24 protein-coding genes and 1 pseudogene are annotated in these 24840 nt (G+C 70.9%); 13 read left to right on the forward strand and 12 right to left on the reverse strand.

Features of this window, described 5'->3' with window-relative positions; all coding sequences use genetic code 11:
• The gene (gene tyrS / locus QFZ76_RS12785) at positions 1-1269 is read left to right on the forward strand and encodes a tyrosine--tRNA ligase (protein WP_307673827.1); all 1269 of its coding nucleotides are present in this window, start codon (positions 1-3) and stop codon (positions 1267-1269) included.
• Between the two features lie 79 nt (positions 1270-1348).
• Here tyrS and QFZ76_RS12790 read toward each other — a convergent pair whose 3' ends face one another.
• Entirely contained in the window at positions 1349-1627 is a 279-nt protein-coding gene (locus QFZ76_RS12790) for a GlsB/YeaQ/YmgE family stress response membrane protein (RefSeq protein WP_307673828.1), read from the reverse strand.
• 244 nt (positions 1628-1871) lie between these two features.
• On the opposite strand from QFZ76_RS12790, the gene QFZ76_RS12795 reads away from it, so the two are divergent.
• Together QFZ76_RS12795 and QFZ76_RS12800 are read left to right on the forward strand one after the other, a co-directional pair.
• Positions 1872-2267, forward strand: coding sequence for a DUF3099 domain-containing protein (locus QFZ76_RS12795; protein WP_307673829.1), 396 nt, complete (start codon positions 1872-1874; stop codon positions 2265-2267).
• A gap of 243 nt (positions 2268-2510) precedes the next feature.
• Entirely contained in the window at positions 2511-2729 is a 219-nt protein-coding gene (locus tag QFZ76_RS12800) for a hypothetical protein (protein ID WP_266441939.1), read from the forward strand.
• Positions 2730-2816: 87 nt separating this feature from the next.
• Here QFZ76_RS12800 and moaA read toward each other — a convergent pair whose 3' ends face one another.
• The 3 genes from moaA to QFZ76_RS12815 all read right to left on the reverse strand — a co-directional run bounded on the left by moaA (position 2817) and on the right by QFZ76_RS12815 (position 5933).
• Positions 2817-3806, reverse strand: coding sequence for a GTP 3',8-cyclase MoaA (gene moaA / locus QFZ76_RS12805; RefSeq protein ID WP_307673830.1), 990 nt, complete (start codon positions 3804-3806; stop codon positions 2817-2819).
• A 154-nt stretch (positions 3807-3960) separates the two neighbouring features.
• A complete protein-coding gene (locus QFZ76_RS12810) occupies positions 3961-5580 on the reverse strand; it encodes a cation acetate symporter (RefSeq protein WP_307673831.1) in 1620 nt (539 codons plus the stop codon).
• A complete protein-coding gene (locus QFZ76_RS12815; RefSeq protein WP_307673832.1) occupies positions 5577-5933 on the reverse strand; it encodes a DUF485 domain-containing protein in 357 nt (118 codons plus the stop codon). The genes QFZ76_RS12810 and QFZ76_RS12815 overlap by 4 nt, the downstream gene beginning before the upstream one ends.
• A gap of 253 nt (positions 5934-6186) precedes the next feature.
• On the opposite strand from QFZ76_RS12815, the gene QFZ76_RS12820 reads away from it, so the two are divergent.
• The 4 genes from QFZ76_RS12820 to QFZ76_RS12835 all read left to right on the forward strand — a co-directional run bounded on the left by QFZ76_RS12820 (position 6187) and on the right by QFZ76_RS12835 (position 11969).
• Entirely contained in the window at positions 6187-7716 is a 1530-nt protein-coding gene (locus QFZ76_RS12820; protein ID WP_307673833.1) for a S8 family serine peptidase, read from the forward strand.
• 98 nt (positions 7717-7814) lie between these two features.
• Entirely contained in the window at positions 7815-9383 is a 1569-nt protein-coding gene (locus tag QFZ76_RS12825; RefSeq protein ID WP_307673834.1) for a S8 family serine peptidase, read from the forward strand.
• Between the two features lie 92 nt (positions 9384-9475).
• A complete protein-coding gene (locus QFZ76_RS12830; RefSeq protein WP_307673835.1) occupies positions 9476-10861 on the forward strand; it encodes a CoA transferase in 1386 nt (461 codons plus the stop codon).
• A 100-nt stretch (positions 10862-10961) separates the two neighbouring features.
• Positions 10962-11969 carry a CopD family protein gene (locus tag QFZ76_RS12835; protein WP_307673836.1) on the forward strand — a complete coding sequence of 336 codons (1008 nt, stop codon included), beginning with the start codon at positions 10962-10964 and terminating at the stop codon, positions 11967-11969.
• Between the two features lie 13 nt (positions 11970-11982).
• Here the strand turns inward: QFZ76_RS12835 and QFZ76_RS12840 are convergent, their stop codons facing one another.
• On the reverse strand, positions 11983-12702 hold the full coding sequence (locus QFZ76_RS12840; protein ID WP_373464291.1) for a lysoplasmalogenase: 720 nt from the start codon (positions 12700-12702) through the stop codon (positions 11983-11985).
• Entirely contained in the window at positions 12645-13517 is an 873-nt protein-coding gene (locus QFZ76_RS12845; protein ID WP_307673838.1) for a sterol desaturase family protein, read from the reverse strand. The genes QFZ76_RS12840 and QFZ76_RS12845 overlap by 58 nt, the downstream gene beginning before the upstream one ends.
• 151 nt (positions 13518-13668) lie before the next feature.
• Here QFZ76_RS12845 and QFZ76_RS12850 point away from each other — a divergent pair, with 151 nt between their 5' ends.
• Positions 13669-16758 (forward strand): NACHT domain-containing NTPase, encoded by a 3090-nt coding sequence (locus QFZ76_RS12850; RefSeq protein ID WP_307673839.1) that lies wholly within the window; start codon positions 13669-13671, stop codon positions 16756-16758.
• A gap of 3 nt (positions 16759-16761) precedes the next feature.
• Here QFZ76_RS12850 and QFZ76_RS12855 read toward each other — a convergent pair.
• Positions 16762-17380 (reverse strand): annotated as a pseudogene (locus tag QFZ76_RS12855) (VIT family protein).
• Between the two features lie 214 nt (positions 17381-17594).
• Between QFZ76_RS12855 and QFZ76_RS12860 the strand changes: the two are divergent.
• The 5 genes from QFZ76_RS12860 to QFZ76_RS12880 all read left to right on the forward strand — a co-directional run bounded on the left by QFZ76_RS12860 (position 17595) and on the right by QFZ76_RS12880 (position 22486).
• Complete coding sequence (locus tag QFZ76_RS12860) at positions 17595-18581, forward strand: DEDDh family exonuclease (RefSeq protein ID WP_307673840.1); 987 nt, start codon at positions 17595-17597, stop codon at positions 18579-18581.
• 128 nt (positions 18582-18709) lie between these two features.
• Positions 18710-18943: a hypothetical protein gene (locus tag QFZ76_RS12865; protein ID WP_266441903.1), complete on the forward strand. Its 234-nt coding sequence runs from the start codon at positions 18710-18712 to the stop codon at positions 18941-18943.
• Between the two features lie 70 nt (positions 18944-19013).
• Positions 19014-19808, forward strand: coding sequence for an SURF1 family protein (locus QFZ76_RS12870; protein WP_307679996.1), 795 nt, complete (start codon positions 19014-19016; stop codon positions 19806-19808).
• Positions 19809-19940: 132 nt separating this feature from the next.
• Complete coding sequence (locus QFZ76_RS12875; RefSeq protein ID WP_307673841.1) at positions 19941-21725, forward strand: glycoside hydrolase family 15 protein; 1785 nt, start codon at positions 19941-19943, stop codon at positions 21723-21725.
• A 5-nt stretch (positions 21726-21730) separates the two neighbouring features.
• Positions 21731-22486: an SDR family oxidoreductase gene (locus QFZ76_RS12880; RefSeq protein ID WP_307673842.1), complete on the forward strand. Its 756-nt coding sequence runs from the start codon at positions 21731-21733 to the stop codon at positions 22484-22486.
• 13 nt (positions 22487-22499) lie between these two features.
• On the opposite strand, the gene amaP is transcribed toward QFZ76_RS12880, so the two are convergent.
• The 5 genes from amaP to QFZ76_RS12905 are packed head-to-tail and all read right to left on the reverse strand — an operon-like array spanning position 22500 to position 24840.
• Positions 22500-23078 carry an alkaline shock response membrane anchor protein AmaP gene (gene amaP, locus QFZ76_RS12885; protein WP_307673843.1) on the reverse strand — a complete coding sequence of 193 codons (579 nt, stop codon included), beginning with the start codon at positions 23076-23078 and terminating at the stop codon, positions 22500-22502.
• A gap of 5 nt (positions 23079-23083) precedes the next feature.
• Positions 23084-23749, reverse strand: coding sequence for a DUF6286 domain-containing protein (locus QFZ76_RS12890; RefSeq protein WP_307673844.1), 666 nt, complete (start codon positions 23747-23749; stop codon positions 23084-23086).
• On the reverse strand, positions 23746-24129 hold the full coding sequence (locus tag QFZ76_RS12895; RefSeq protein ID WP_307673845.1) for an Asp23/Gls24 family envelope stress response protein: 384 nt from the start codon (positions 24127-24129) through the stop codon (positions 23746-23748). The genes QFZ76_RS12890 and QFZ76_RS12895 overlap by 4 nt, the downstream gene beginning before the upstream one ends.
• Entirely contained in the window at positions 24126-24320 is a 195-nt protein-coding gene (locus QFZ76_RS12900; protein WP_266441886.1) for a hypothetical protein, read from the reverse strand. Before QFZ76_RS12900 ends, QFZ76_RS12895 begins: the two co-directional genes overlap by 4 nt.
• 34 nt (positions 24321-24354) lie before the next feature.
• On the reverse strand, positions 24355-24840 hold the full coding sequence (locus tag QFZ76_RS12905; protein ID WP_307673846.1) for an Asp23/Gls24 family envelope stress response protein: 486 nt from the start codon (positions 24838-24840) through the stop codon (positions 24355-24357).

The raw sequence follows: 24840 nt of genomic DNA on the forward strand, positions 1-24840 counted from the left end.
GTGACGGACATCGTCGACGAACTGAAGTGGCGCGGGCTGCTCGCCCTCTCCACTGACGAGGACGCATTGCGCAAGGCGTTCGCGGACGGTCCCGTCACGTTCTATTGCGGCTTCGACCCGACCGCGCCCAGCCTGCACCTCGGCAACCTCGTGCAGATCCTCACGATGCGCCGGATCCAGCAGGCGGGCAACCGTCCGCTGGGCCTGGTCGGAGGCGCCACCGGCCTGATCGGCGACCCGAAGCCGGACTCGGAGCGCACGCTGAACGCGCCGGAGGTCGTGGGCCAGTGGGTCGAGCGGCTGCGCGCCCAGATCGCGCCGCTCCTCGACTTCGAGGGGCCGAACGCGGCGATCATGGTCAACAACCTGGACTGGACGTCCGGTCTGTCGGCCATCGAGTTCCTGCGTGACGTGGGCAAGCACTTCCGGGTCAACAAGATGATCGCGAAGGAGGCCGTCTCCCGGCGCCTCAACTCCGACGCGGGCATCGGCTACACGGAGTTCAGCTACCAGATCCTGCAGAGCATGGACTTCCTGGAGCTGTACCGGAGGTACGGCTGCACGCTGCAGACCGGCGGCAGCGACCAGTGGGGCAACCTCACCTCCGGCACCGACCTGATCCACCGGGTCGAGCCCGACGCCGTGGTGCACGCCCTGGCCACACCGCTGATCACCAAGGCCGACGGCACCAAGTTCGGCAAGACGGAGTCCGGCACGGTCTGGCTCGACCCCGAGATGACCACGCCGTACGCCTTCTACCAGTTCTGGCTGAACGCGGACGACCGGGACGTCTCCAAGTACCTGCGCATCTTCAGCTTCCGCTCCCGCGAGGAGATCGAGGAGCTGGAGCAGCAGACCGAGGAGCGCCCCCAGGCCCGGGCCGCGCAGCGCGCGCTGGCGGAGGAGCTGACGACGCTGGTGCACGGCGCCGACCAGACGACCGCCGTGATCGCCGCGTCCAAGGCCCTCTTCGGCCAGGGCGAGCTGGCGGATCTCGACGAGAGGACGCTGGCCGCGGCCCTGTCCGAGGTGCCGCACATCCAGGTCGCCGAGCTCGGTCCGGTCGTCGACCTGTTCGCCGAGGTCGGCCTCGTGGCCAGCAAGTCGGCCGCGCGTCGCACGGTCAAGGAGGGCGGCGCCTACGTGAACAACGCGAAGGTCGCCGCGGAGGACGCCGTCCCCGCCAAGGAGGACCTGCTGCAGGGGCGCTGGCTGGTGCTGCGCCGCGGCAAGAAGAACCTGGCGGCCGTCGAGATCACGGGTTCCTAGGCACATCGAAGGGTTCTTAGGTACATCGAAGGGGGCGGCTTCCCGTGCGGGAGGCCGCCCCCTTCGCCGGTGCCTGTCCTCAGGTCCGGTGCTTGTTTCGGCCGAGCGTCGCCATGTACGCCATGTCGCCCAGGAGGACGATGACGACCGCGGCGATGAGCTGGAAGATGTGCCGCATCCAGTCGATGCCGGAGGTGGCGTCGACGCCGGCCGCGCGGGCCACCGCGTTGCCGACGATCGCGCCGAGGATGCCGAAGATCGTGGTCAGCCAGAGAGGGCTGTGCTGCTTGCCCGGGATGATCGCCTTGGCGATCAGGCCCAGTACGAATCCCACGATGATGGCCCACAACCAGCCCATGGCTGCCTCCTGTACGGCTCTACGCGAGCATTACGCCCAGTGTCGGTCCGGTCGCGGTACGGCGCATGTCGGGTACGGCCGTACGCGCTGGGGCCAAGGACGTTGGTCCAGGTTGGAGGTGCCCCGGTCTCGTAGGCGGCGCAGGCCGGGCGTAACGTGGGAGCTGTCCGGGTCCCGTTCCCCGACCGGGGGCGGACCGGGTTGGGGGCGGGGAGAGTCCGATACGGGCGGATGGTGGAATGTGATGCGGAAGCAGCATGGCGGCAGCGTCGAGGTGTTCCGGATCACCGGAGCCCGTACGAGCCTCCAGGAGGACGTGCGCGGACGGCAGCGCCGGTACGTCATCTCGATGACCGTTCGTACGCTGTCGGTGATCCTCGCGGTGGCGCTGTGGAACGTCGAACGGCACGTCGCGATCGTCGCCCTGGTGCTCGGGGCGGTCCTCCCCTATGTGGCCGTGGTGATCGCCAACGCGGGGCGGGAGAACGCGCCGTCGCTCCCGTCGACATTCGTGGCCGCGCCCACCCGGCCGATGATCACCTCGCCCCGTGCGGAGGACGGTTTCGCGGAACCGGTCCCGGAAGACGTGGTGTCCGATCCGGCCTCGGGCGCACGGAACGAGCCGCACGAACGAGCATGATCATGTGCGTCGCCGAGGAGTCGTGACGCGGCGTCGATGGGTGGCTCACAACCGGAAGTCAGACCCTCGCCAAGCTCAAGAAAAGCTCAGATCAATCATGTTGTTCCGGTCCCGGGCGGCGGGTTACCCGTGACATACTTCGTAGGCGCTCCGCATCCCCCGTCGGAGCGACGGACCGACGCCGGGCAGCTCCCCCCGTGGCTGCTCGGCGTCGCCTTTTTGATGCATCTGTGAGACGAACCGGTGAGTGACGAAACCCCGATCTGTTCTGCCAAGGGCTGCCGCGCCGACGCCCTGTGGGTGCTGGCATGGAACAACCCGAAGATCCACACGCCGGAGCGGCGCAAGACGTGGCTCGCGTGCGAGGAGCACCGGGAGCACCTGTCGCAGTTCCTCGGGGTGCGGGGGTTCTTGAAGGACGTGGTCCTCCTGTCGGAGTGGGAGCCCTCCGAAGCTTCCTGAGCCCAGGAGTCCTCCCAAGCTTCCCAGGCCGCTACGAAGCCGCCTGGGCCGCTCCTGGGCCCCGGTCCGCAGGACGGCCCCGGCCGACTAGCCGCCGATCGCCGACATCGGCCGGTCCGGCTGGATGAACGTCGGGTCGTCCAGGCCCGCGCCCGCCTTCTTGCCCCACATGGCCAGGCGCCAGATGCGGGCGACCTCCTCGTCGGGCGCGTCCGAGCGCAGGGCGGCGCGCAGGTCGGTCTCCTCCGTGGCGAACAGGCAGGTGCGTATCTGGCCGTCGGCCGTGAGGCGGGTGCGGTCGCAGGCCGAGCAGAACGGGCGGGTGACGGAGGCGATGACGCCGACGCGCTGGGGTCCGCCGTCGACGAGCCAGCGTTCGGCGGGGGCCGAGCCGCGCTCGCCGGAGCCCTCTTCGGTGAGGTCGAAGCGGGTGCGCAGGGACGCCAGGATGTCTCCCGCGGTGATCATGCCGTCGCGCTTCCAGCCGTGCTGGGCGTCCAGGGGCATCTGCTCGATGAACCGCAGTTCGTAGTCGTGCTCCACGGCCCAGGCCAGCAGGTCCGGGGCCTCGTCCTCGTTCAGTCCCGGCATCAGCACCGAGTTGACCTTGACGGGGGTCAGGCCCGCCTCGCGGGCGGCGTGCAGGCCCTCGATGACGTCCTTGTGCCGGTCCCGGCGGGTGAGGGTCTTGAAGACGTCGGGGCGCAGCGTGTCCAGCGAGACGTTGACCCGGTCCAGGCCGGCCGCCTTCAGGGCCGCCGCGGTGCGCTTGAGGCCGATGCCGTTGGTGGTGAGGGACATCTGGGGGCGCGGCTCGAGGGCCGCGACCCGCTCGACGATGCCGACCAGGCCGGGGCGCAGCAGGGGCTCACCGCCGGTGAAGCGGACTTCCCGGATACCGAGGGCGGTAACGGCGATGTCGATGAGCCGCACGATCTCGTCGTCGGTGAGCAGATCGGGCTTGGCGAGCCACTGCAGACCCTCCTCGGGCATGCAGTAGGTGCAGCGCAGATTGCACCTGTCGGTCAGCGAGACCCTCAGATCGGTGGCCACTCGGCCGTAGGTGTCGATGAGCACGTGGGCCCCCTCCCTCGCGGATCACAAGTTTCCGACACCTGCGAGCCTACGCGACCCCACTGACATCAACAGGCCCCGATCCCACGACGTAAGACGCGGCCGCGTCGTAGGGATCTACGACACGGCCGCTCAGGGGGCGAACCCGGGTTGGGACTCAGTGCGCGCCGGTTCCGGTCAGGGACCGGACCTCCAGTTCCGCGAACTTGGCGGTGTCCGGCTCCTCCTTGGAGAGGACCGTGCCGAGCCAGCCCATCAGGAAGCCGAACGGGATCGAGATGATGCCGGGGTTCTTCAGCGGGAACCAGGCGAAGTCGACATCGGGGAACATCGCCTTGGGGTCGCCGGAGACGACGGGCGAGAACAGCACCAGGCCGACGGCGACGATCAGACCGCCGTAGATCGACCACAGGGCGCCCTGGGTGGTGAACCGCTTCCAGAACAGGCTGTAGAGGATCGTCGGCAGGTTGGCGGACGCCGCGACCGCGAAGGCGAGGGCGACGAGGCCGGCGACGTTCAGGTCGCGGGCGAGGGCGCCCAGGAGGATGGAGGCGGCACCGATGCCGATGGTCGCCAGCCTGGCCGCCCTCATCTCCTGCTTCTCGGTGGCCTTGCCCTTCTTGATGACGTTCGCGTAGATGTCGTGCGCGAAGGACGACGACGAGGCCAGGGTGAGTCCGGCGACCACGGCGAGGATCGTCGCGAAGGCGACCGCCGAGATCACGGCGAGCAGGATGGCGCCCCAGGCGGAGTCGACGCCGCCGAGGTGGAGGGCGAGCAGGGGTGCCGCCGTGTTGCCGGACGGGTTTGACTCGATGATCTCTTCCTGGGAGATCAGCGCCGCGGCGCCGAAGCCGAGGGCGATGGTCATCAGGTAGAAGCCGCCGATGATGCCGATGGCCCAGTTGACGGACTTCCGGGCGGCCTTGGCGTTGGGCACCGTGTAGAAGCGGATCAGGATGTGCGGCAGGCCGGCGGTGCCGAGCACCAGGGCGATGCCGAGGGAGATGAAGTCCAGCTTGGTGGTGCCGGTCGCGCCGTACTGGAGACCGGGCTCCAGGAAGGCGGTGCCCTTGCCGCTGTTCTCGGCGGCCGTGCCGAGCAGGTCGGAGATGTTGAAGTTGAACTTCAGCAGCACCAGGAAGGTGATCAGGATGGTGCCGCTGATGAGCAGCACGGCCTTGACCATCTGGACCCAGGTGGTGCCCTTCATGCCGCCGATGGAGACGTACACGATCATCAGGACGCCGACGAGGGCGACGATGAGGATCTTGCCGGCGTCGGAGGTGATGCCGAGCAGCAGGGACACGAGGACGCCCGCGCCTGCCATCTGGGCCAGCAGGTAGAAGATCGAGACGACGATGGTGGAGGTGCCGGCCGCGGTACGGACCGGGCGCTGGCGCATGCGGTACGCCAGTACGTCACCCATGGTGTAGCGGCCGGAGTTGCGCAGGGGTTCCGCGACGAGGAGCAGCGCCACCAGCCAGGCGACCAGGAAGCCGATGGAGTACAGGAAGCCGTCGTACCCGAAGAGGGCGATGGCGCCGGCGATGCCGAGGAAGGACGCGGCCGACATGTAGTCGCCGGAGACGGCGAGGCCGTTCTGGAAGGCGCTGAACTGGCGTCCGCCGGCGTAGAAGTCGGCGGCGTCCTTGGTCTGGCGGCCCGCCCAGACGGTGATGACCAGGGTCGCGACGACGAACACCGCGAACAGGGAGATGATCAGTGGCCGGTGCTCGCTGGCCTCGCCGGCTGCCAGGGTGATCGCGGGGCTCATGCGCCGCCCTCCATTCGGGACTTGATGGCCTCGGCCTTGGGGTCGAGCTTCGCGGCGGCGTGCCGCGAGTACCACCAGGCGATGAGGAAGGTGGTGAGGAACTGGGCGATGCCGAAGACCAGGGCGACATTGATGTTGCCGAAGAGCTTGGTGCCCATGAAGTCGCCCGCGTAGTTCGACAGCAGGACGTACAGCAGGTACCAGGCGATGAAGCCGACGGTCAGCGGAAAGGCGAAGGAGCGGTAGGAGCGGCGCAGTTCACCGAACTCCGCGCTCTGAGCCACCTCGGTGAACTCCTCGGGTGAGGGGAGTTTGTGTTGCTCTTTCGAGGGGGGCGGTGCGTCGGTGGCCACGGAGTCTCCTCGCGTTGCGGGTGCGGTTGTTACGGGGATCGGGGGCGAGTGTCCTCGCGTTCCCTGCCCAAGGTCACGGCGGCGCGCAAGCCCCGGTTCAACAACGCGGGCTTCTTTCCGAAGTCACTTCGGGTAAGTCATTGCTGGCCAGCGACTTCGGGAGATAGCTTCGGCCCTGCACACCCGTCATGTACCTGCCCGAGCACCACCTGTGCCTCGGGCCGGTTTCGTTTCCGGATGATGTGGAGACCCCATGCCTCATCTGCGTTCCAGACGCCGCCTGGCCCTTGCCGTGCCCGTCGTTCTGTCGTTGACGGCCTCGCTGGGCTTCCTGCCCGCGGCCGCGTCGGCCGCTCCGCAGGCGGAGACCTCCGCTCAGGCGGTGGACGCGCCCAACCTGGCGTATGTCGTCAACACCAAGCTGGACCGCCGCACGATCGAAGCGGTGAAGAAGGCGGTGCCCGCGGCCGGCGGCACCGTCGTGACCACGTACGAGAAGATCGGCGTCATCGTCGTCCACTCGTCGAACCCGGACTTCGGCAAGGAGATTCGCAAGGTGCGCGGGGTGCAGTCGGCGGGTGCCACGCGCACCACGCCGCTGACCGCCGCGGGCTCGACCGACGAGGGGTCGGCGCAGTTCCTGTCGAAGGAGCAGGCCGCGAAGGTCGAGAGCGCGTCGGCGGCGACGCCCGACAGCGAGCCCCTCGAGGCCGACCAGTGGGACCTGCGGGCGATCGGCGCCGACAAGGCCGCGAAGATCAACCCGGGCAGCAGCAAGGTGACCGTCGCCGTGATCGACACCGGCGTGGACGACACCCACCCGGACCTCGCCCCGAACTTCTCCGCCTCCCAGTCGGCCAACTGCGTCGGCGGCGTGGCGGACACCAGTGAGGGCGCCTGGCGTCCGTACACCGCGGACGACTACCACGGCACGCACGTGGCCGGTGAGATAGCCGCGGCCCGCAACGGCATCGGTGTCGCCGGTGTCGCTCCGGGCGTCAAGGTTTCCGGCATCAAGGTGAGCGACCCGGACAACGGCCTCTTCTACCCGGAGAGCGTCGTGTGCGCCTTCGTGTTCGCCGCCGACCACGGTGTCGAGATCACCAACAACAGCTACTACGTTGATCCGTGGCTGTACAACTGCATGGACGACCCCGACCAGCGGGCCATCGTCGATGCGGTCAACAGGGCGCAGCTCTACGCCCAGCACAAGGGTCTGCTCAACCTCGCGTCGGCGGGCAACTCCAACCACGACCTGGACTCCGACGCGATCGTCGACGACTCCAGCCCCGACGACTCCACGCCGGTCGAGCGGACCATCGACCCGCACGAGTGCTTCGACGTGCCGACGCAGCTGCCGGGTGTCGTCACGGTCAGCGCGACGGGCGTCCAGAACCTCAAGTCGTACTACTCCACGTACGGCAAGGGCGTCATCGACGTCGCCGCGCCGGGCGGCGACCGGCTCTACCAGATCCCGGACACGCCGTCGAAGAACGGCCGCATCCTGTCCACCATGCCGAACGGCCAGTACGCCTTCCTCCAGGGCACGTCGATGGCTTCCCCGCACGCCGCGGGTGTCGCCGCGCTGCTGAAGTCGACGCATCCGAAGGCGACGTCGGCCCAGCTCCAGGCGCTGCTCAAGGCGCAGGCGGACGCCACCGCCTGCCCGGAGTCGTACGACCAGGACGGCAACGGCACGCAGGACGCGGTGTGCAAGGGCGGCAAGCACGTCAACGGCTTCTACGGGTACGGCATCGTCAACGCCCTGCGCGCGGTGAAGTGACCCGTACCGCCGTACTCCCGTATCACCGGGGCACCTCGCCCCTTGGGACTCCCCGCACGGTCCGTCCCACACCGCGAACGAACTGGAGACACTGACATATGACAGCGCCTCACCCGCGCTACCGCCGCGCGGTCGCCATCCCCCTCGGTATGGCCCTGACGACGGCCCTGGCCTTCCTGCCGGGCGCCACGGCGTCCGCGGCCGACGTGCCCGGCACCGTGGCCGGCGTCACCGGCGCCGTGAACGACGTCCTGGGCTCCGTGGCCACGGACGACGCCACCGCGCTCAGCTACGTCGTCAACGTCCGCCCCGGGCACGGCCCTTCCGCGCACATCAAGAAGGCCATCGCCGAGGCCGGCGGCACGATCGTGACGTCGTACGCCCAGATCGGCGTGATCGTCGTCCACTCGTCGAACGCCGACTTCGCCAAGACGATCCGCAAGGTCAAGGGCGTCGAGTCGGCCGGCAACACCCGCAACGCCCCGCTGCCCGCCCAGTCGACGACCGACCTGGGCACGCCGAAGGCGCTCAGCGCGGCGGAGGTCGCCGCCGCCGAGGCCGAGGCCGCCGCCGGGCAGGACCCGCTGGAGCCGTTGCAGTGGGACCTGCCCGCCATCAAGGCGGACAAGGCGCACGAGAAGTCCCTCGGCAGCAGCAAGGTGACGGTCGCCGTGATCGACACCGGTGTCGACGACACGCACCCCGACATCGCACCGAACTTCGACCGTGCCGCGTCGGTCAACTGTGTGACGGGCAAGCCGGACACGACCGACGGGGCGTGGCGGCCGAGCGCGTCGGAGAGCCCGCACGGCACGCACGTGGCCGGTGAGATCGCGGCCGCCAAGAACGGCGTCGGCATGACGGGTGTCGCGCCCGGCGTGAAGGTCTCCGGCATCAAGGTGTCGACCACCGCCGGCTACTTCTACACCGAGGCCGTGGTCTGCGGCTTCGTGTGGGCGGCCGAGCACGGCGTCGACGTCACGAACAACAGCTATTACACCGACCCGTGGTACTTCAACTGCACGGACGACCCGGACCAGAAGGCGCTCGTCGACGCCATCACCCGGGCCTCGCGGTATGCGGAGAAGAAGGGCGCGGTCAACGTCGCGGCGGCGGGCAACGAGAACTACGACCTCGCGGCCGACGAGATCACCGACCCGGTCTCGCCGAACGACGCCACGCCCTCGGACCGGGTGATCGACCCGTCGGAGTGCCTCGACATACCGACCCAGCTGCCGGGTGTCGTGACGGTGGCCTCGACCGGCGCCAAGGGCATCAAGTCGTCCTTCTCCAACCACGGTCTGGGTGTCGTCGACATCGCCGCGCCCGGCGGCGACTCGACGGCCTACCAGAAGCCGGAGGCGCCCGCGACCAGCGGTCTGATCCTGGGCACGCTGCCCGGCGGCAAGTGGGGCTACATGGCCGGTACGTCGATGGCGAGCCCGCATGTCGCGGCCGTCGCCGCCCTGATCAAGTCGACGCACCCGTACGCCTCACCGGCGCTCGTGAAGGCACTGCTGTACGCCGAGGCCGACGCCACGCCGTGCACGGACCCGTACGACATCAACAGCGACGGCAAGATCGACGCCGTCTGCGAGGGGTCGAAGAACCGCAACGGCTTCTACGGCTGGGGTACCGCGGACGCGCTGGACGCGGTCACCAAGTAGCGCAGACAGATTGACGCTTCGGGCCGGACGGATTGATCCGTCCGGCCCGAACCTGTCTCATCTTGATCGGATCAATACTGCATAGTGCAGTCATGACTGAAATCACGTACGTGGTGCGGAAGGGCGCTCTTGAGGGGCGGCTTCCCGTACGGGAGCTGGCGCGGGCCTGTGTCGGCGCGTGCGCGCTGGCCGCCGCCGAGCTGGGGGCGAGGCGGGCCGGGCTCGCGAAGGTGCCCGGGGTTCGGGTGGACGACGGGGCCGTGGCGACGGCGTTCGTCAGTGAGCGGCATCTGCTGGTCGACGGGCGGGCTCCGGTCACCTTCGCTCCGCTGTCGCGGTTCTGGCGGACGGCGGACGGGTGGGTGCGTACGCACGCGAACTATCCGCATCACCGGGCGCGGCTGCTGGCCGCGTTGGGGGTGCGGGAGGGCGAGCGAGCCGTGACGGCCGTCGAGGCGGCGCTGGCCGAGCGGTCCGCCCTGGAGGCCGAGGAGGCCGTGTACGCGGCCGGAGGCCTCGCCGTCGCGCTGCGCACGCCCGAGGAGTGGGCCGCGCACGAGCAGGGGGCCGCGGTGGCCGGGCGGCCGTTGGTGGAGCGGGAGCGGCTGGATTCCGCACGTGCGCGTGCCCTGCCCCCGATCGACACGACACTCTTGGCGCCCGCCTCAGCGCCCGCCTTGTTGCCCGCCGCCGGACTGCGCGTCCTCGACCTGACCCGGGTCATCGCGGGCCCGGTCGCCACCCGCACGCTCGCCCTGCTGGGTGCGGACGTGCTGCGCGTGGACGCACCGCAGCTGCCCGAACTCCCCGACCAGCACGCCGACACGGGCTTCGGGAAGCGGTCGACGACCCTCGACCTCATGGCCGACCGGCGGGCCTTCGAGGAGCTGCTCGCGGCGGCGGACGTGGTCGTCACCGGCTACCGGCCGGGCGCCCTGGACCGGTTCGGCCTGTCGGCACAGGCACTGGCCGAGCGGCGGCCCGGAGTGGTCGTGGCGCAGTTGTCGGCATGGGGCGCGTACGGGCCGTGGGGCGGGCGGCGGGGCTTCGACAGCCTGGTCCAGGTGGCCACGGGGATCGCCGCGGTCGAGGGATCGATGGAGGAGCCTGGCGCCCTGCCGGCGCAGGCCTTGGACCACGGGACGGGGTACCTGCTGGCGGCGGCCGTGCTGCGGGCGCTGGCCGAGCAGTCGGACGAGGGCGGCAGTCGGGTCGTACGGCTGGCGCTGGCCCGGACGGCCCGGTGGCTGATGGACGGGGTCGGGACGGGCGGCCCCGAGGGTGTCCCGTACGCCGGGAGCGGTGCAAACGGCGTCGAAGGTGCGCCGTACGACGGGCCCGGCTCCTGGCTGACGGAGACGGACAGTGGGCTCGGGCGGCTGCGGTACGCCCTGTCGCCGGTCTCCTTCGAGGGCGGCCCGGTGGACTGGGCGCGACCGCCGGGGCCGTGGGGAGCGGACGCGCCGCGCTGGAGCTGAGTCACGGTCGGGCCGCGAACGTACCGATGGGCGGAATGCCGCACCGCCAGTTGTTTTCCTGTACTTGCCCGGTTCTGTGACGGCTGGTGAAGATCTCGAGGTGACCTTGACAAGACCCACTCCCGGGGTGCCCGACGCGAGCGACTCGGTAGGGCGTCCCGGCACCGGCCGGGCCGTCGCCGTCCTGCTCCTGGCGGTGCTGGCCGCGCTGATACCGCTGTTCGGGCCGTCCGCGGCACTGCACGACACCGGGGAGGCCGCAGCGCCCGGCGCCGGCGGTGTCGCGCTGCTGCGTACGGTGCTGTTCGCGGCGCTGTGCGTGCCGGTGGGCGAGTTGTTCGTGCGCCGGCTGGCGCGTTCCGTGCCCGGTGCTCCCGAGGCCGCGCCCCGCGACTGGGCGCCGTACGCGGCCGCCGTCGGTTTCGTCGCCGCGCTGGGCCTCGCGTCGTTCGTGGCGACAGGGAACCTCGTGCCGGGCAGCGTCGCCGAGATCGACGTCGGCGGCCTCTACGAGTCCCGCGACGGCAAGCTCGCGCTGGTGGAGGTCAACGCGTTCCTCGCGGCCGGGCTCTGCGCCCTCTCCGCGCGGCCCGCGACGCAGGTGTGGCCGCTGGCCGCGGTGGTCGTGGCGGAGGCCCTGCGCGCGCATCCCACGACCGAGCAGAGCCCGCTGATCGGCTCCGGGCTGACGCTGGCGCACCTGACGTGCGCGGCGCTGTGGGCGGGCGGCCTGCTGTACGCGCTGCGGACGCTGCGGCGCTGGGGTCCCTCGGAAGCGGGGGTGGCGTTGTTGGGGCTCTACGCGCGCGTGGCGGCGGTTCTGCTCGCCGCCATCACGGCGACCGGGGTGTGGAGTTCGCTGCGCCGGATGCCGTCGGACACGGTCCTGGAGCAGCTGACGACGACGGCGTACGGGCGCGTCCTGCTGGCCAAGGTGCTCCTGGTGGCCGTCGTCGCCGTGCTCGCCCTGTGGGCGCGGATCCGGCTCGGCCGGGCCGCCGACCCGCTGACCGCCTGCTCGCCCGCGCGCGCGGAGGTCGTCGCGCTGGGCATGGTGGTCGCGGTGTCGGGGCTGCTGACGGCGCTGCCGGTGCCGATCCGCTGGTGAGGCCGCCGAGCCTTCAGTCGGTGACCATCACCTTGAGGGCGGTGCGCTCGTCCCTCGCTTCGAGTGCACCGAGTGCGCCAACGGTGAGCAGGAACTGCGCGGCGATGTAAGTGAGCATGATCCAGAGGTCGGGCCGAGGCGGCTGGGGCCAGTCGGCGACGCCGGTCGCGATCAGGGTGTCGGACAGCAGGAAGAGCGCACCACCGAGGCCGGCGACGAGGCCGAGCCAGGCCCCGGCCGCGTACGCCATGGCCGTGAGCAGGAGGCTGTAGCCCGCGACGGGGACGCGGAGGCCGGCGGGCAGGTCCGGCCAGAGCAGGACGACGGTGGTGAGCAGGGCGGTGGTGTAGGCGGGGACGAGGAGGCCGCAACGCGCGCGTGCCTTGCCGTACGCCTTGAAGAGGACGAGATAGCAGATGTGCCCCGCGGCGAAGGAGGCCATGCCCGCGAGGAAGGCCGGCTCGGCGTCGAAAAGGAGCAGGACGTCGCCGCCCCAGCCGAAGAGAAGGGCGGCGAGGAGGAGACGGGGAGCACCGCGCGCTGCCGCGTACGCGGCCAGGAGGGGCATCAGAAGCGGCTTGCTCACGGTGTGCCCGATGCCGAACCCGACGGCGAGGCTGACCAGGTCCGTCGCCGCGACCAGGGCGAAGGCGGCGAGGAGGGCGCGGCGAACGGTCACACGACCACGGTTTCCTCGGCCGCTTCCGCGGTCGGCGCGGGCGTCGGCTGCCATCCGGGCCCCCGGAACACCCGCCCCGCGCGCTCACGCCAACCGGCTGCCGCCCTCACGTCCTTGAGGATGGCGACGTACTCATGAGTGGCCACCTTGATGGGGTTGAAGGTGTTGATGTTCTTCGTCAACCCATAGACGGGCCGCACGGTCTCGGCAACGAATGATCCGAAGAGCCGGTCCCAGACGATGAGGATGCCGCCGAAGTTGCGGTCCAGGTAGCCGCCTTGAGAGGCGTGGTGCACCCGGTGGTGCGACGGCGTGTTGAAGACGAACTCGAACCAGCGAGGCATCCTGTCGATCCGCTCGGTGTGGATCCAGAACTGGTAGACGAGGTTCGCTGAGGAGCAGAACGCGAGGGCCGCCGGATGCACGCCGGCGGCCACGAGGGGGACGTAGAACGGCCAGACGGTCAGCGAGGTCCAGGGCTGGCGGAGCGCGGTGGTGAGGTTGAACCGGCGGCTGGAGTGGTGGACGACGTGGCAGGCCCACAGGATGCGGATGACGTGGTGGCCGCGGTGGGACCAGTAGTAGAAGAAGTCCTGCGCGAGCAGCATCAGAGGGACGGTCCACCACAGCACGGGTACCCGCAGCGGGGTGAGTTCGTGGATCGCCGTGTAGACGGCGACGATCGGGATCTTCCACAGGAAGTCGAAGGCGAGGCTCCCGAGCCCCATGCCGACGCTCGTGGCCGCGTCCTTGGCCTCGTAGCCGGCCGCGTCCTCGTCGGGATGGAGGCGGACGCTGATCATCTCGACCACGGTGAGCAGGACGAAGGCGGGGATCGACCACAGCACGACATCGGGCAGGTTCGGCATGTGGGCACCGTAGAACCGCTGGTCGGCCGCGGCTAGACGTTGTTACCCACAAGTATTACCGACGGTACGCGCTTGCTTCTTGGCGATCTCCGCCAAGGGACCCACCGCCCCTGCCTACGATGCCGTGGACAGGAGACGGGGAGGCCGGGGGATGCAGGGGCTCGAGGTCGTGGTCGTGCGACTGGCGTCGACGGTGGTGTCGACGGTCGCGAAGTCGATGCTCAGGCCGAGTCCGGGCGCGGGTCTGGTGGCGGATCCGGTGCGGCCGCTGCCGAAGCCGGCGGGTCCCGAGAAGCTGGCGCGGGTGCTGGGCGGGCGGATCGCCGGCGGGTACGCGTCACTGCCGGAGCACGAGCGGCTGGCGGCGGTGGCGGCGGTCCAGGACACCTTCGCGGCGGCGGGCGATCTGACCCCGGACCGGTTGTTCGCGGTGGACCTCGACCCCGGACGGCTGGCCGACGAACTGCGGCGCCCCGTCCCGGACCTGGCGGAGCCCGCCCAAGGCCTCTACGAGGAGCTGCTGCGGCTGTGCTGTGCGCACGTCCTCGAACAGCTCACCGCGCACCCGTCGTTCGCGGCGCGGGCGGCGGTGGAGCAGACGCGGCGGACCAGGGCGCTGCTGCGGGACCAGAAAGGCCTGGAGTCCTCGGAGGGCCTTGCCTTCGAGCAGCGGTACGCCGACTTCGTGGCCGAGACGCACTCCCGGCTGGAGCTGTTCGGCGTCACGCTCGGCGGCCGGCGCCGTGCCGAGTGGCCGCTGGACACGGCGTACCTGAGCCTCGCGGTGACCGGGGAGCCCCGCTACGCGCCGCACGGCGAGGGGCACGGGGCGCCGGGCGGGGCGCAGACGCCGGTGAAGGTGGAGCAGGCGCTCGCGGACCGCCGCAGGCTGCTGCTGCGCGGCCCGGCCGGGTCGGGGAAGTCGACGCTGATGCAGTGGCTGGCACTGAACGCGGCCCGGCGGAGCTTCGGCCCGGAGCTGGCGGACTGGAACCGCTGCGTGCCGTTCGTGCTGCGTCTGCGGTCCTTCAACACGCCGGACGGCCTCCCGCTGCCGGAGGACTTCCTGCCCGCCTCGGGCGTACCGCTGCGCGCGCCGCGGGGCTGGGTCGAGGAGCTCCTGGGCAGCGGCCGTGCCTTGGTGCTGGTGGACGGCGTCGACGAGGTGCCGCCGCGGCTGCGTGCCCGCACGGAGAAGTGGCTGAAGTCGCTGCTCACGGCCTTCCCGCAGGCCAGGTATGTGGTCACGACCCGCCCGTCCGCCGTCCCGGAGGACTGGCTGGCGCCCCACGGCTTCACGGCGCACACTCTGCTGCCGATGGAACGCGAGGACATCCGGGCGTTCGTACGGCACTGGCACGACGCGGCCCGCCAGGAGTGCGCCCCGGACGGCGAACGGGCGCTGCTCGACCGCTACGAGGCCAGCCTGGGCGAGGCCGTCACCACCCGCCGCGACCTCGGCCGGCTCGCCACCAACCCGCTGATGTGCGCGCTGCTGTGCGCCCTGAACCGCGACCGGCGCATGCACCTCCCGCGAGCCCGCAAGGAGTTGTACGACGCCGCCCTGGACATGCTGCTGATCCGCCGGGACACCGAACGGGAGATCTCCTCGGTCGAGGGTGTCGTCCTGTCCCGCGAGGAGCAGACGGCCCTGCTTCAGCGGCTGGCGTACTGGATGATCCGCAACGGGCAGGTGGAGGCGGACCGGCGAGACGTCATCGCAATGCTGCACGAGTGGCTGGCAGCGATGCCTCAGGTCGGCGAGCAGGGCGACGCCGAGCAGGTCTTCACCCATCTGCTGATCCGCAGCGGGCTGCTGCGCGAACCGGTGCCCGGTTATGTGGACTTCGTCCACCGCACCTTCCAGGACTACCTGGGTGCGAAGGCGGCCGTGGAGGCCCGCGACTTCGGGGTGCTGGTGCGCAACGCGCACGACGACCAGTGGGACGACGTCGTGCGGATGGCGGTGGGGCACGCGCGCGTGGAGGAGCGGGGGCGGCTGCTACGGCAGTTGCTGCGGCGGGCGGACAAGGTGCAGCGGTATCGGCACCGGTTGGTGTTGCTCGCGGCGGCGAGTCTGGAGCATGCGCCGGAGCTGGACCCCGGGGTGCGGCGGGAAGTGGAGGCGCGGGCGGAGGAGTTGATGCCGCCGCGGTCCCTGGAGGAGGCGGAGGAGCTCGCGAAGGTCGGCGAGCTGGTGGTGGAGCTGTTGCCGGGGCCGGAGGGGTTGGACGAGGAGACGGCGGGGGCGGTGGTGCGGACTGCGGCGCTCGTGGGCGGGCCGGCGGCTCTCGCCGTCATCAGGCGGTTCCGGGAGGATTCCAGGTTCCAGGTGACCTACCAGCTCTCGACCAGTTGGCGATCCTTCGATGCGGAGGAATACGCGGATGCCGTGCTGGCCGGGGCGTCGCTCCCCGAGTCGTACCTGCACGTCGTCTCGCCCGACCAGGTGGACGTTCTCGAACGGCTCCCACACATCGAGAAGTTCCACCTCAAGGGGAACCTGGGCATCCCGGAGGCGCTCGTCCGGAGCGGGCGGGCGAGGTGGCTGTTCCTCAATGACGACGATGAGCTGGGGGACCTCTCACCCCTCTCCCGGATGGCCCGGCTCGAGCTGCTCGGCATCCAAAGCTGTCCACGCGTGCGCGACCTCTCGCCTCTGGAGGGGCTGCCGGTCGAGATGCTCTACCTCCACGACCTCTCCCCTGAGCTGCGTCTGACTCGTATCGGTGAGCTCACGGACCTGAAGCAGCTGGTTTTGGGCTACGCCCCTGAAGGATTGCGGTCCGTGGCGGACATTCCGGACGACCATGTGCTCACCGGTCTCGGGCTCTACCCGAAGGCTCGTCACATCAAGCTGGACGGGCTCTCCCGCTGGACCCGGCTCGATTGGCTGACCATCTCAGGAGCAGCGCAGACCGAGCAGTTGGCCCGGCTGGAGGAGCCGCCGAACGTCGGGAGCCTACAGATCCTCAACAGCCCCTTAGTGGTCCCGCCGGACCTGGCTCGCCACCGGCATCTGGCCGAACTCATTCTCTACGCATGCGAACTCCTCACAGGCCTCGACGCCTTGGAGGAGCTGCCGGAACTGCGCAGGCTCTCCCTGAACCGCTGCCCCGGGACGATCGATCTGACCCCCCTGGCAGACATGGAGGACCTCACGATCTACGTGACCCCCAACACGGATCTGCGAGGTGCCGACCTCCTCCCCCCGGAGCGCCTCAAACTCCTCCCCTCCTGACCCTCAAACCCCCGCCGCTCCCAGCAACGCCCCCGCCCCATACGTAACCCCCATCGCCAACGCCCCGCCCGCCATGGTCCGCAGGACAGCGCCGCCCGGTTCGCGCGGCCCCCAGTCGCAGGGGCAACAGCGCCCCCACCGTGAAGGCCAGGAAGCTCGCGCCGGCCGCGTGCCACGGGTTGGTGAGCTCGTCGGGGTCGATACCGAGCTCCACGCGCGCGTGGGCCCTCAGCGCATCCCGCTCCGTCAGCTGGACGGCCGCCTCCCTGGCCACCTCCCGGCTCAGCCCGCGTCCCTCCAGCAGGTCGGCCAGCTCCTCCAGTTCGGCCTCCGGCTGCTCGCGCAACTCCCGTTTCTCCAGCGCAAGAGCGGCCTTCTCGGAGTCGCGCTGCGTGGACACGGACACGTACTCGCCCGCCGCCATCGACATGGATCCGGCGAGCAGGCCCGCGAGGCCGGCGGTCAGCAGGGCGGCGCGGTCGTCCGTGGCGCCGGCCACGCCGACGACGAGGCCCGCGGTGGAGACGATGCCGTCGTTCGCACCCAGGACCGCCGCGCGCAGCCAGTTGAGGCGGGAGGCGAGCCCTCCGCCGTGGGCCTCGTCATGGGTGGGTTCGGTCACAGTCGGAGGATCGCACTCCAGGCGGGGTGAGCCCCGTACCGACGCAGACCGCCGTCGAGGACCGGAAGAGGCGGAACTTCCGCACGCAACAGCTCCCGAAGTCGCAGCACAAACAAGCCGAGCCCGAACAGACGAACCCGACAACACGCCTGTCGAACCCAACAGCGCACCTGAGGAAGGGGACTGTCAGTCGCGACCCGTATCCTCAGGGACCATGCTCGAAGACCGCATGAGGGCAGCGTCCTCCCCCACCGCCTGGCCGGCCGCGTATCCGAAGGGATACGCGGTCGTTGACGTGGAGACCACCGGCCTGGCCCGGGACGACCGGATAATCTCCGCGGGCGTCTACCGTCTGGACGCGCGCGGTGAGGTCGAGGACCACTGGTACACACTGGTCAACCCGGAACGGGACCCGGGCCCGGTGTGGATCCACGGCCTGACGAGCGACGTGCTGGAGAGCGCGCCCCTCTTCCACGAGATCGCCGAGGAGTTCTCGGCCCGCCTGGACGGCCGGGTGCTCGTCGCGCACAACGCGGTCTTCGACTGGCAGATGATCGCCCGGGAGTACGCGCGCGCGGAGCGCGAGGCGCCGGTGCGACAGCGGCTGTGCACCATCGCGCTCTCCAAGGAGCTGGCCCTGCCGCTGCCCAACTACAAGCTGGAGGCCCTGGCGGCGCACTTCGGGGTCGTCCAGCAGCGGGCGCACCATGCCCTCGATGACGCGCGCGTCCTTGCGGAGGCGTTCCGGCCGAGCCTGAGGGCCGCGGCGGCGGGCGGCGTACGGCTGCCGCTGCACGAGTGCCGGCCGCTGACCGAGTGGACGGACCGGGCCGTACCCCGGCAGCAGGCGGCGGGCTACGGAAGCTATCGGCAGACCAGTTGGCGCCCTGCCCGCAAAAGGCCCGCATGTCCCTATCCCAATCCAGGACGGTACGAAGAGGGCAAGCAGCTCAAGCAGGGCATGCGGGTCGCCTTCTCCGGGGACACGTCCATCGAACGCGACCTGCTGGAGGACCGCGCGACCGAGGCCGGGCTGCATGTCGCGACGAGCCTGTCCCGGCTGACCAGCCTGCTCGTCACCAACGACCCGGACTCGGGCACGTCGAAGGTCGTCAAGGCCCGGCAGTTCGGAACACCGGTGGTGGACGAGGCCGCGTTCGGACAACTCCTGGGGGATGTCGAACCGGCGTCGGAGGGCTGACCGTACCCAATACCCATACGGAACCCCGTACGGAACTGTGTGCCGACGACCGTACGGACGGGTGATTGCCGGGCGACTCGCCCGGCGCCCGCTCGCCCGGGACGCGCCGAGCGCTCACCCTGTGGCGCATGGCGACTTGCGAAGTTTGCGGCAATAACTACGGAATGACCTTCGAGGTGCACGCCCAGGGCGCGGTGCACGTCTTCGACTGCTTCTCCTGTGCGATCCACCGCATGGCACCCATCTGCGAGCACTGCAGAGTGCAGATCATCGGCCAGGGCGTCGAGGTCGAGGGCCAATGGTTCTGCGGCGCCCACTGCGCCCGCGCGGAGGGAAAGGCGGGCATCGTCGACAAGGTGTGAGGCCTGCCCGGAAGCCCTGCTTCCGGTACCCGCCTCCATGCGCCCCACGACCGAGTTGTACGGTCGTGGGGTGTACCGCTTCCTGTTGTCCCGGCAGTGGGTGATCCTCACGCTGGTCGCCCTCCTCCTCATCCCCACGATGATCAGGCTGGGTATCTGGCAGATGCACCGCTACGAGGAGCGCACCGCCCGCAACCAGCTGGTCTCCGACGCGCTCTCCGCCGACGCGGTGCCCGTGGAGCGGATGACCTCCCCCGGACACACGGTCACCACCGACGAGCGGTACCGACGCGTGACGGCGAAGGGCCGCTTCGACACCGACGACGAGGTCGTCGTCCGCCGCCGCACCAACTCCGACGACGAGGTCGGCTATCACGTCCTGACCCCGTTCGTCCTCACGGACGGCAAGGTGCTGCTCGTCAACCGCGGCTGGATCCCCGCGAACGGTCCGAGCCAGACCGCCTTCCCCAAGATCCCCGCCCCGCCCGGCGGCGAGATCACCGTCACCGGACGGCTGATGCCGGACGAGACGACCGCGGCGAGCGGCATCAAGAACCTCAAGGGACTGCCGGACCGGCAGATCATGCTGATCAACAGCGAGCAGCAGGCACAGCGCCTCGACGCCCAGGTGCTCGGCGGCTACATCGCGCAGACGTCTCCCGAGCCGAAGGGCGACACCCCGGAGCTGCTCGGCCCGCCCGGCGACGAGGACGCGGCACTGAACTACGCGTACGCCATCCAGTGGTGGCTGTTCGCCGCGGGCGTGCCGATCGGCTGGGTGGTCCTGGTCCGCCGGGAACGGCGCGACCGGCAGGCGGCGGAGGCCGAGCAGACCACGGCCGAGACGGAACCGGCACCGGTGTGAGCACCCGGAACAGACACCGGAACAGCTGACCCGTACCGGAAACAGCCGACCGGCACCGGTACAGCCGCCCCGCGTCACCCACCCGGCCCCCACCCCGGATTGCCACCCCGGTGCTCCGGGAACCCGCACTGCGTGCACCCCCGTATCGAGGACTACGCCCTCATCGGCGACGAACAGACCGCCGCCCTCGTCGGGCTGGACGGCTCCGTCGACTGGCTGTGCCTGCCCCGCTTCGACTCGGCCGCCTGCTTCGCCAAGCTCCTGGGCGACGAGGACAACGGCCACTGGCGGATCGCTCCCAAGGGCGCGGACCGGTGCACGAGACGCGCCTACCGCCCCGGCACCCTCGTGCTCGACACCGAGTGGGAGACCGCCGAGGGCAGCGTGCGCGTCACCGACCTGATGCCGCAGCGCCACCGCGCCCCCGACCTCGTACGCGTCGTGGAGGGCCTCGGCGGCCGGGTCACCGTGCGCAGCACCCTGCGGCTGCGCTTCGACTACGGCTCGGTCGTGCCGTGGATGCGCCGGGCCGACGGCCATCGGGTGGCCGTCGCCGGACCCGACTCGGCGTGGCTGCGCAGCGAACCCGAGGTGCACACCTGGGGCGAGGCGTTCGGTACGCACTCCGAGTTCACCGTCGAGGAGGGCGAGAAGGTCGCCTTCGTCCTCACCTGGCACCCCTCGCACGAGCCGCGCCCGCCGCTCGTCGACCCGTACGAGTCGCTGGAGCACAGCGTCACCGACTGGCAGGCGTGGTCGGCGCGCTGCCGCTACGAGGGTCCGCACCGGGACGCCGTGGTCCGCTCCCTGATCACCCTCAAGGCGCTCACCTACGGGCCGACCGGCGGCATCGTGGCCGCGGCCACGACCTCGCTGCCCGAGGAGCTGGGCGGGGTGCGCAACTGGGACTACCGCTACTGCTGGCTGCGCGACTCCACCCTCACCCTGGGCGCCCTGCTGTCGTGCGGCTACCAGGAGGAGGCCGAGGCCTGGCGGAACTGGCTGGTGCGGGCGGTCGCCGGCGACCCGGCGGACCTCCAGATCATGTACGGCCTCGCGGGCGAGCGGCGGCTGCCCGAGCTGGAGCTGCCGTGGCTGTCCGGTTTCGCCGGCTCCAGGCCCGTACGGATCGGCAACGAGGCCGTGAAGCAGCTCCAGCTGGACGTGTACGGCGAGGTCATGGACACGCTGTCGCTGGCCCGGCGGGCGGGTCTGCCCGCCAAGCCGCACATGTGGTCCATGCAGAGCGTCCTGCTGGAGTTCCTGCGGTCGTCGTGGCGGCAGCCGGACGAGGGGCTGTGGGAGGTGCGCGGCGGCCGCCGCCACTTCGTCCACTCGAAGGTGATGGTGTGGGTGGCCGCCGACCGTGCCGTGCGCGCCCTGGAGTCCTACTCGGCGCTGAGCGGTGACCTGGACGGCTGGCGGGCACTGCGCGACGAGGTGCACCGCGAGGTGTGCGAAAAGGGCTACGACGCCGATCGGAACACCTTCACGCAGTACTACGGCTCGCGCGAACTCGACGCCGCGCTGCTGCTCATCCCGCGCGTCGGCTTCCTGCCGCCCGACGACCCGCGGGTGGTCGGCACCATCGACGCGGTCCGCGACGAGCTGGGCCACAGCGGCTTCGTACGCCGCTACAGCGTCGAGGAGTCGCCCGTCGACGGACTGCCGGGCGGCGAGGGCGTCTTCCTGGCGTGCTCCTTCTGGCTCGCGGACGCGCTGCACATGACGGGCCGTACGAAGGAGGCCCGGGAGCTGTTCGAGCGGCTGGTGGGCGTCGCCAACGACGTGGGGCTGCTGTCCGAGGAGTACGACCCGGTGGCGGGAATGCAGCTCGGCAACTTCCCGCAGGCGTTCAGTCACATCGGTCTGGTGAACACGGCCCTCGCCCTGTTCGGGGACGAGCGGGCAGGATAGGGACCATGGATCTTGGACTGAAGGACCGGGTGTACGTAGTCACCGGGGCCACCCGCGGCCTCGGCAACGCCGCCGCGCGCGCGCTGGTCGCCGACGGCGCGAAGGTGGTCATCACCGGCCGGGACGAGAAGAGCGTCGCCGACGCGGCGTCCGCCCTCGGCCCGAACGCGCTCGGCATGGCCGCGGACAACGCCGAACCGGACGTGGCCGCACGGCTGATCGCCACCGCGCGCGAGCACTTCGGAGGCTTCGACGGCATTCTCGTCAGCGTCGGCGGGCCGGCGCCGGGGTTCGTCGCCGACAACACGGACGAGCAGTGGCAGGCGGCGTTCGAGTCGGTGTTCCTCGGCGCGGTGCGGCTCGCGCGGGCGGCGGCGGGTGAGCTGGACGCGGGCGGCGTGATCGGGTTCGTGCTGTCCGGGTCGGTGCACGAGCCGATTCCGGGGCTGACGATCTCGAACGGGCTGCGGCCGGGGCTGGCCGGGTTCGCCAAGTCGCTGTCGGATGAGCTGGGCCCGCGCGGGATTCGGGTCGTGGGGCTGTTGCCGGCCCGTATCGACACGGATCGCGTGCGCGAGCTGGACGGGCTGTCCGCCGACCCGGAGGCGACGCGGGCGGCGAACGAGTCGCGGATTCCGTTGCGGAGGTACGGCAAGCCGGACGAGTTCGGGCGGGCGGCCGCGTTCCTGCTGTCGCCGGCGGCTTCCTATCTGACGGGGATCATGTTGCCGGTCGACGGGGGGATGCGGCACGGCTTCTGAGCCTGAAGCCTCCTCAACTGACCCGCTCCGCACGGTGCTTGACCCCGGTCAGCCTGACCTCCGCCGGGAGTGACGCGAGGCCCGCCGAATTGCGGGCGTTCGTCAGTGCCACGGCCGTGAGGTCGTCGAGGGCGGCCCCCGGATCCACATGCGGCTCCAGCTGGAGGCGTACGCGGGCCTCCGGGGCGCTCGGGCGGCCCGTGAGCAGGGCATGGGCGTGGGCGACGCCGTTCAGATCGCCCGCCTGGCCTGCGAGTACGCCCTGCAGGGCGCGCCCCCGCAGCAGCGCGCCCTCGCCGTCGCCGGTGTCGACGAGGACCTCCCTGAGCCGGTGCCTGCGCAGGACCGCGGTCAGCCACCACAGGGCGAGCAGCACGAGGACGGCGAGCACGGCGAGGACGGCCGGCCACCACCAGCCGGCGTCCCGCCACCGGGTGCGCTCGGCGTCACTGAGCAGCACGTCGTGCTGATTGTGGTGGATCCACCACGAGGGCGCCGGGGCGCCCAGTCCCACGGCGAGCACGGAACCTCCGACGACGACCAGGACGAGGCCGACGACGCCGAGCAGTACCCGGTTGACGGTCCTGAGCACCGTACTCACCTCTTCCGTACGGGTCGCGTCACGTGCACCGACAGCGTGGGCGGCCGGGTCAGCCCGAACCCCCGCACGGCCTCGGCGAGTGTGGCGTCCAGGTCGGCCTGTACGTCGTCCGGTTCGCGGAAGTGGGAGACCGCGCGGACGTCGGCGCGGGTACGGCGCATCCGCACCCGGACCGACTGCAGTCCGGCGACCTCCATGGCCCGGTCGCGCAGCACCATGGCCGCCGCCTCCCGGTGCAGTCCGGCGCGTACGTCGGGGTGGGTGCGCCGCATCGGCAGCACCGCGCGCAGGCCGGGTGTCACGGCCAGCACGATCAGCCACAGGCCGAGGGCCGCGGCGACGCCCGCGCCGACGAGCACCCAGGTGTCGTCGAGGGGCCGTTCGGCGAGCTGCCGGGCCAGGTCGCGGCGCCAGGCCAGCGCGTCCCGGTCGGCCCGCACGGCGGCGACGTCGTACAGGAAGGCCCCCGCGACGACCAGGAGCAGCAGCGCCACGATGCCGGCCGGTACCCTGCGCGCCGACCAGAACCGCCCGCTGTCGCCGGCCTCGGCCCGTTCGCCGGCCGGCGCGGGTGGAGCCTCGTACTCCCCACCCGTGTCGGTCTCCTTCTCGATGACCGGCAGTCGTTGCGTGGTGCCCTCGGAGCCCTGGGGCTCGCTCATCGCGTCCTCCCCTGTGCCGCGCCGTACGCCGTTGCCGGGTGCAGCCGCTCCACCTGGACGGCGACCTCCGGCACCTCCATGCCCACCAACGCGTCTACCCGCTCGACGACATGACGACGCACCCGACCGCAGCGGGCGCCGATGTCGCTGGGGTATTCGAGTTCTAGGTGCAGACGGATGCGGGCCGTTTCATGGCGGACGACGACGGTGGCGTACGGGCGCGCGGCGTCCTCGGGCAGCGCGCCGAGCGCCTCGCGCGCCGCCTGTCCGGCGATCTTCGCGACGACCCGGTCGGCGATCCTGGTCGCCCCGCGCTCGCCCGCCGGGACGACGGCCGCAGGTCTGCGGAGCTCGGCGGCTCCTCCGCTCACGGACGTCACCGCCGCCCGTCACGCCGGTGGTCACGGGTGCGGAAGAAGTCGCCGAGATCCAGGTCCCCCTCGAGGAACCGGCCGACGACGAAACCGATGGCGCCCAGGGCAGCCACCAGCAGGAAGGCGCCGAATCCGCCGAAGTACCCGGCGAAGCCCAGCGCCATGCCGGCGATCATGCCGACCACGGCCATGCTCATGGTGCCCTCCGTTCGGTTGCCGGTCGTCGGTCCGTCACTGGAGCCGCGACTCCGGCTCCTCGTCCTCTTCGTCCGGCAGCTTCACGTCGCTCACCGCGATGTTGACCTCGACGACTTCGAGGCCGGTCATCCGCTCCACCGCCGCGATGACGTTCTCCCGCACCGCCTGGGCCACGTCGGCGATCGCCACGCCGTACTCGACGACGATCTCCAGGTCGAGCGCGGTCTGCACCTCGCCGACCTCGACCTTGACCCCGCGCGTCACGGCCTTGGTCCCGCCGGGCACCCGGTCCCGTACGGCCCCGAAGGTACGGCTCAGCCCACTGCCCATCGCATGCACGCCGAGGACGTCCCGGGCGGCCATCCCGGCGATCTTCTCCACAACTCCGTCGGCGATGGTGGTCCGTCCCCGGCCGGCCGGGTCCCCGCCGCCGCGCTTGACGGCCTTGCGGGTCTGCACCTGCGGCTCGGTCTGGCCCTCGGGGCTCTGTGTCCGGTTGCGCTCTGTCATGTCGCTCAT

The sequence above is a fragment of the Streptomyces sp. V4I2 genome, from assembly GCF_030817655.1.
GTDB lineage: Bacteria > Actinomycetota > Actinomycetes > Streptomycetales > Streptomycetaceae > Streptomyces > Streptomyces plumbiresistens.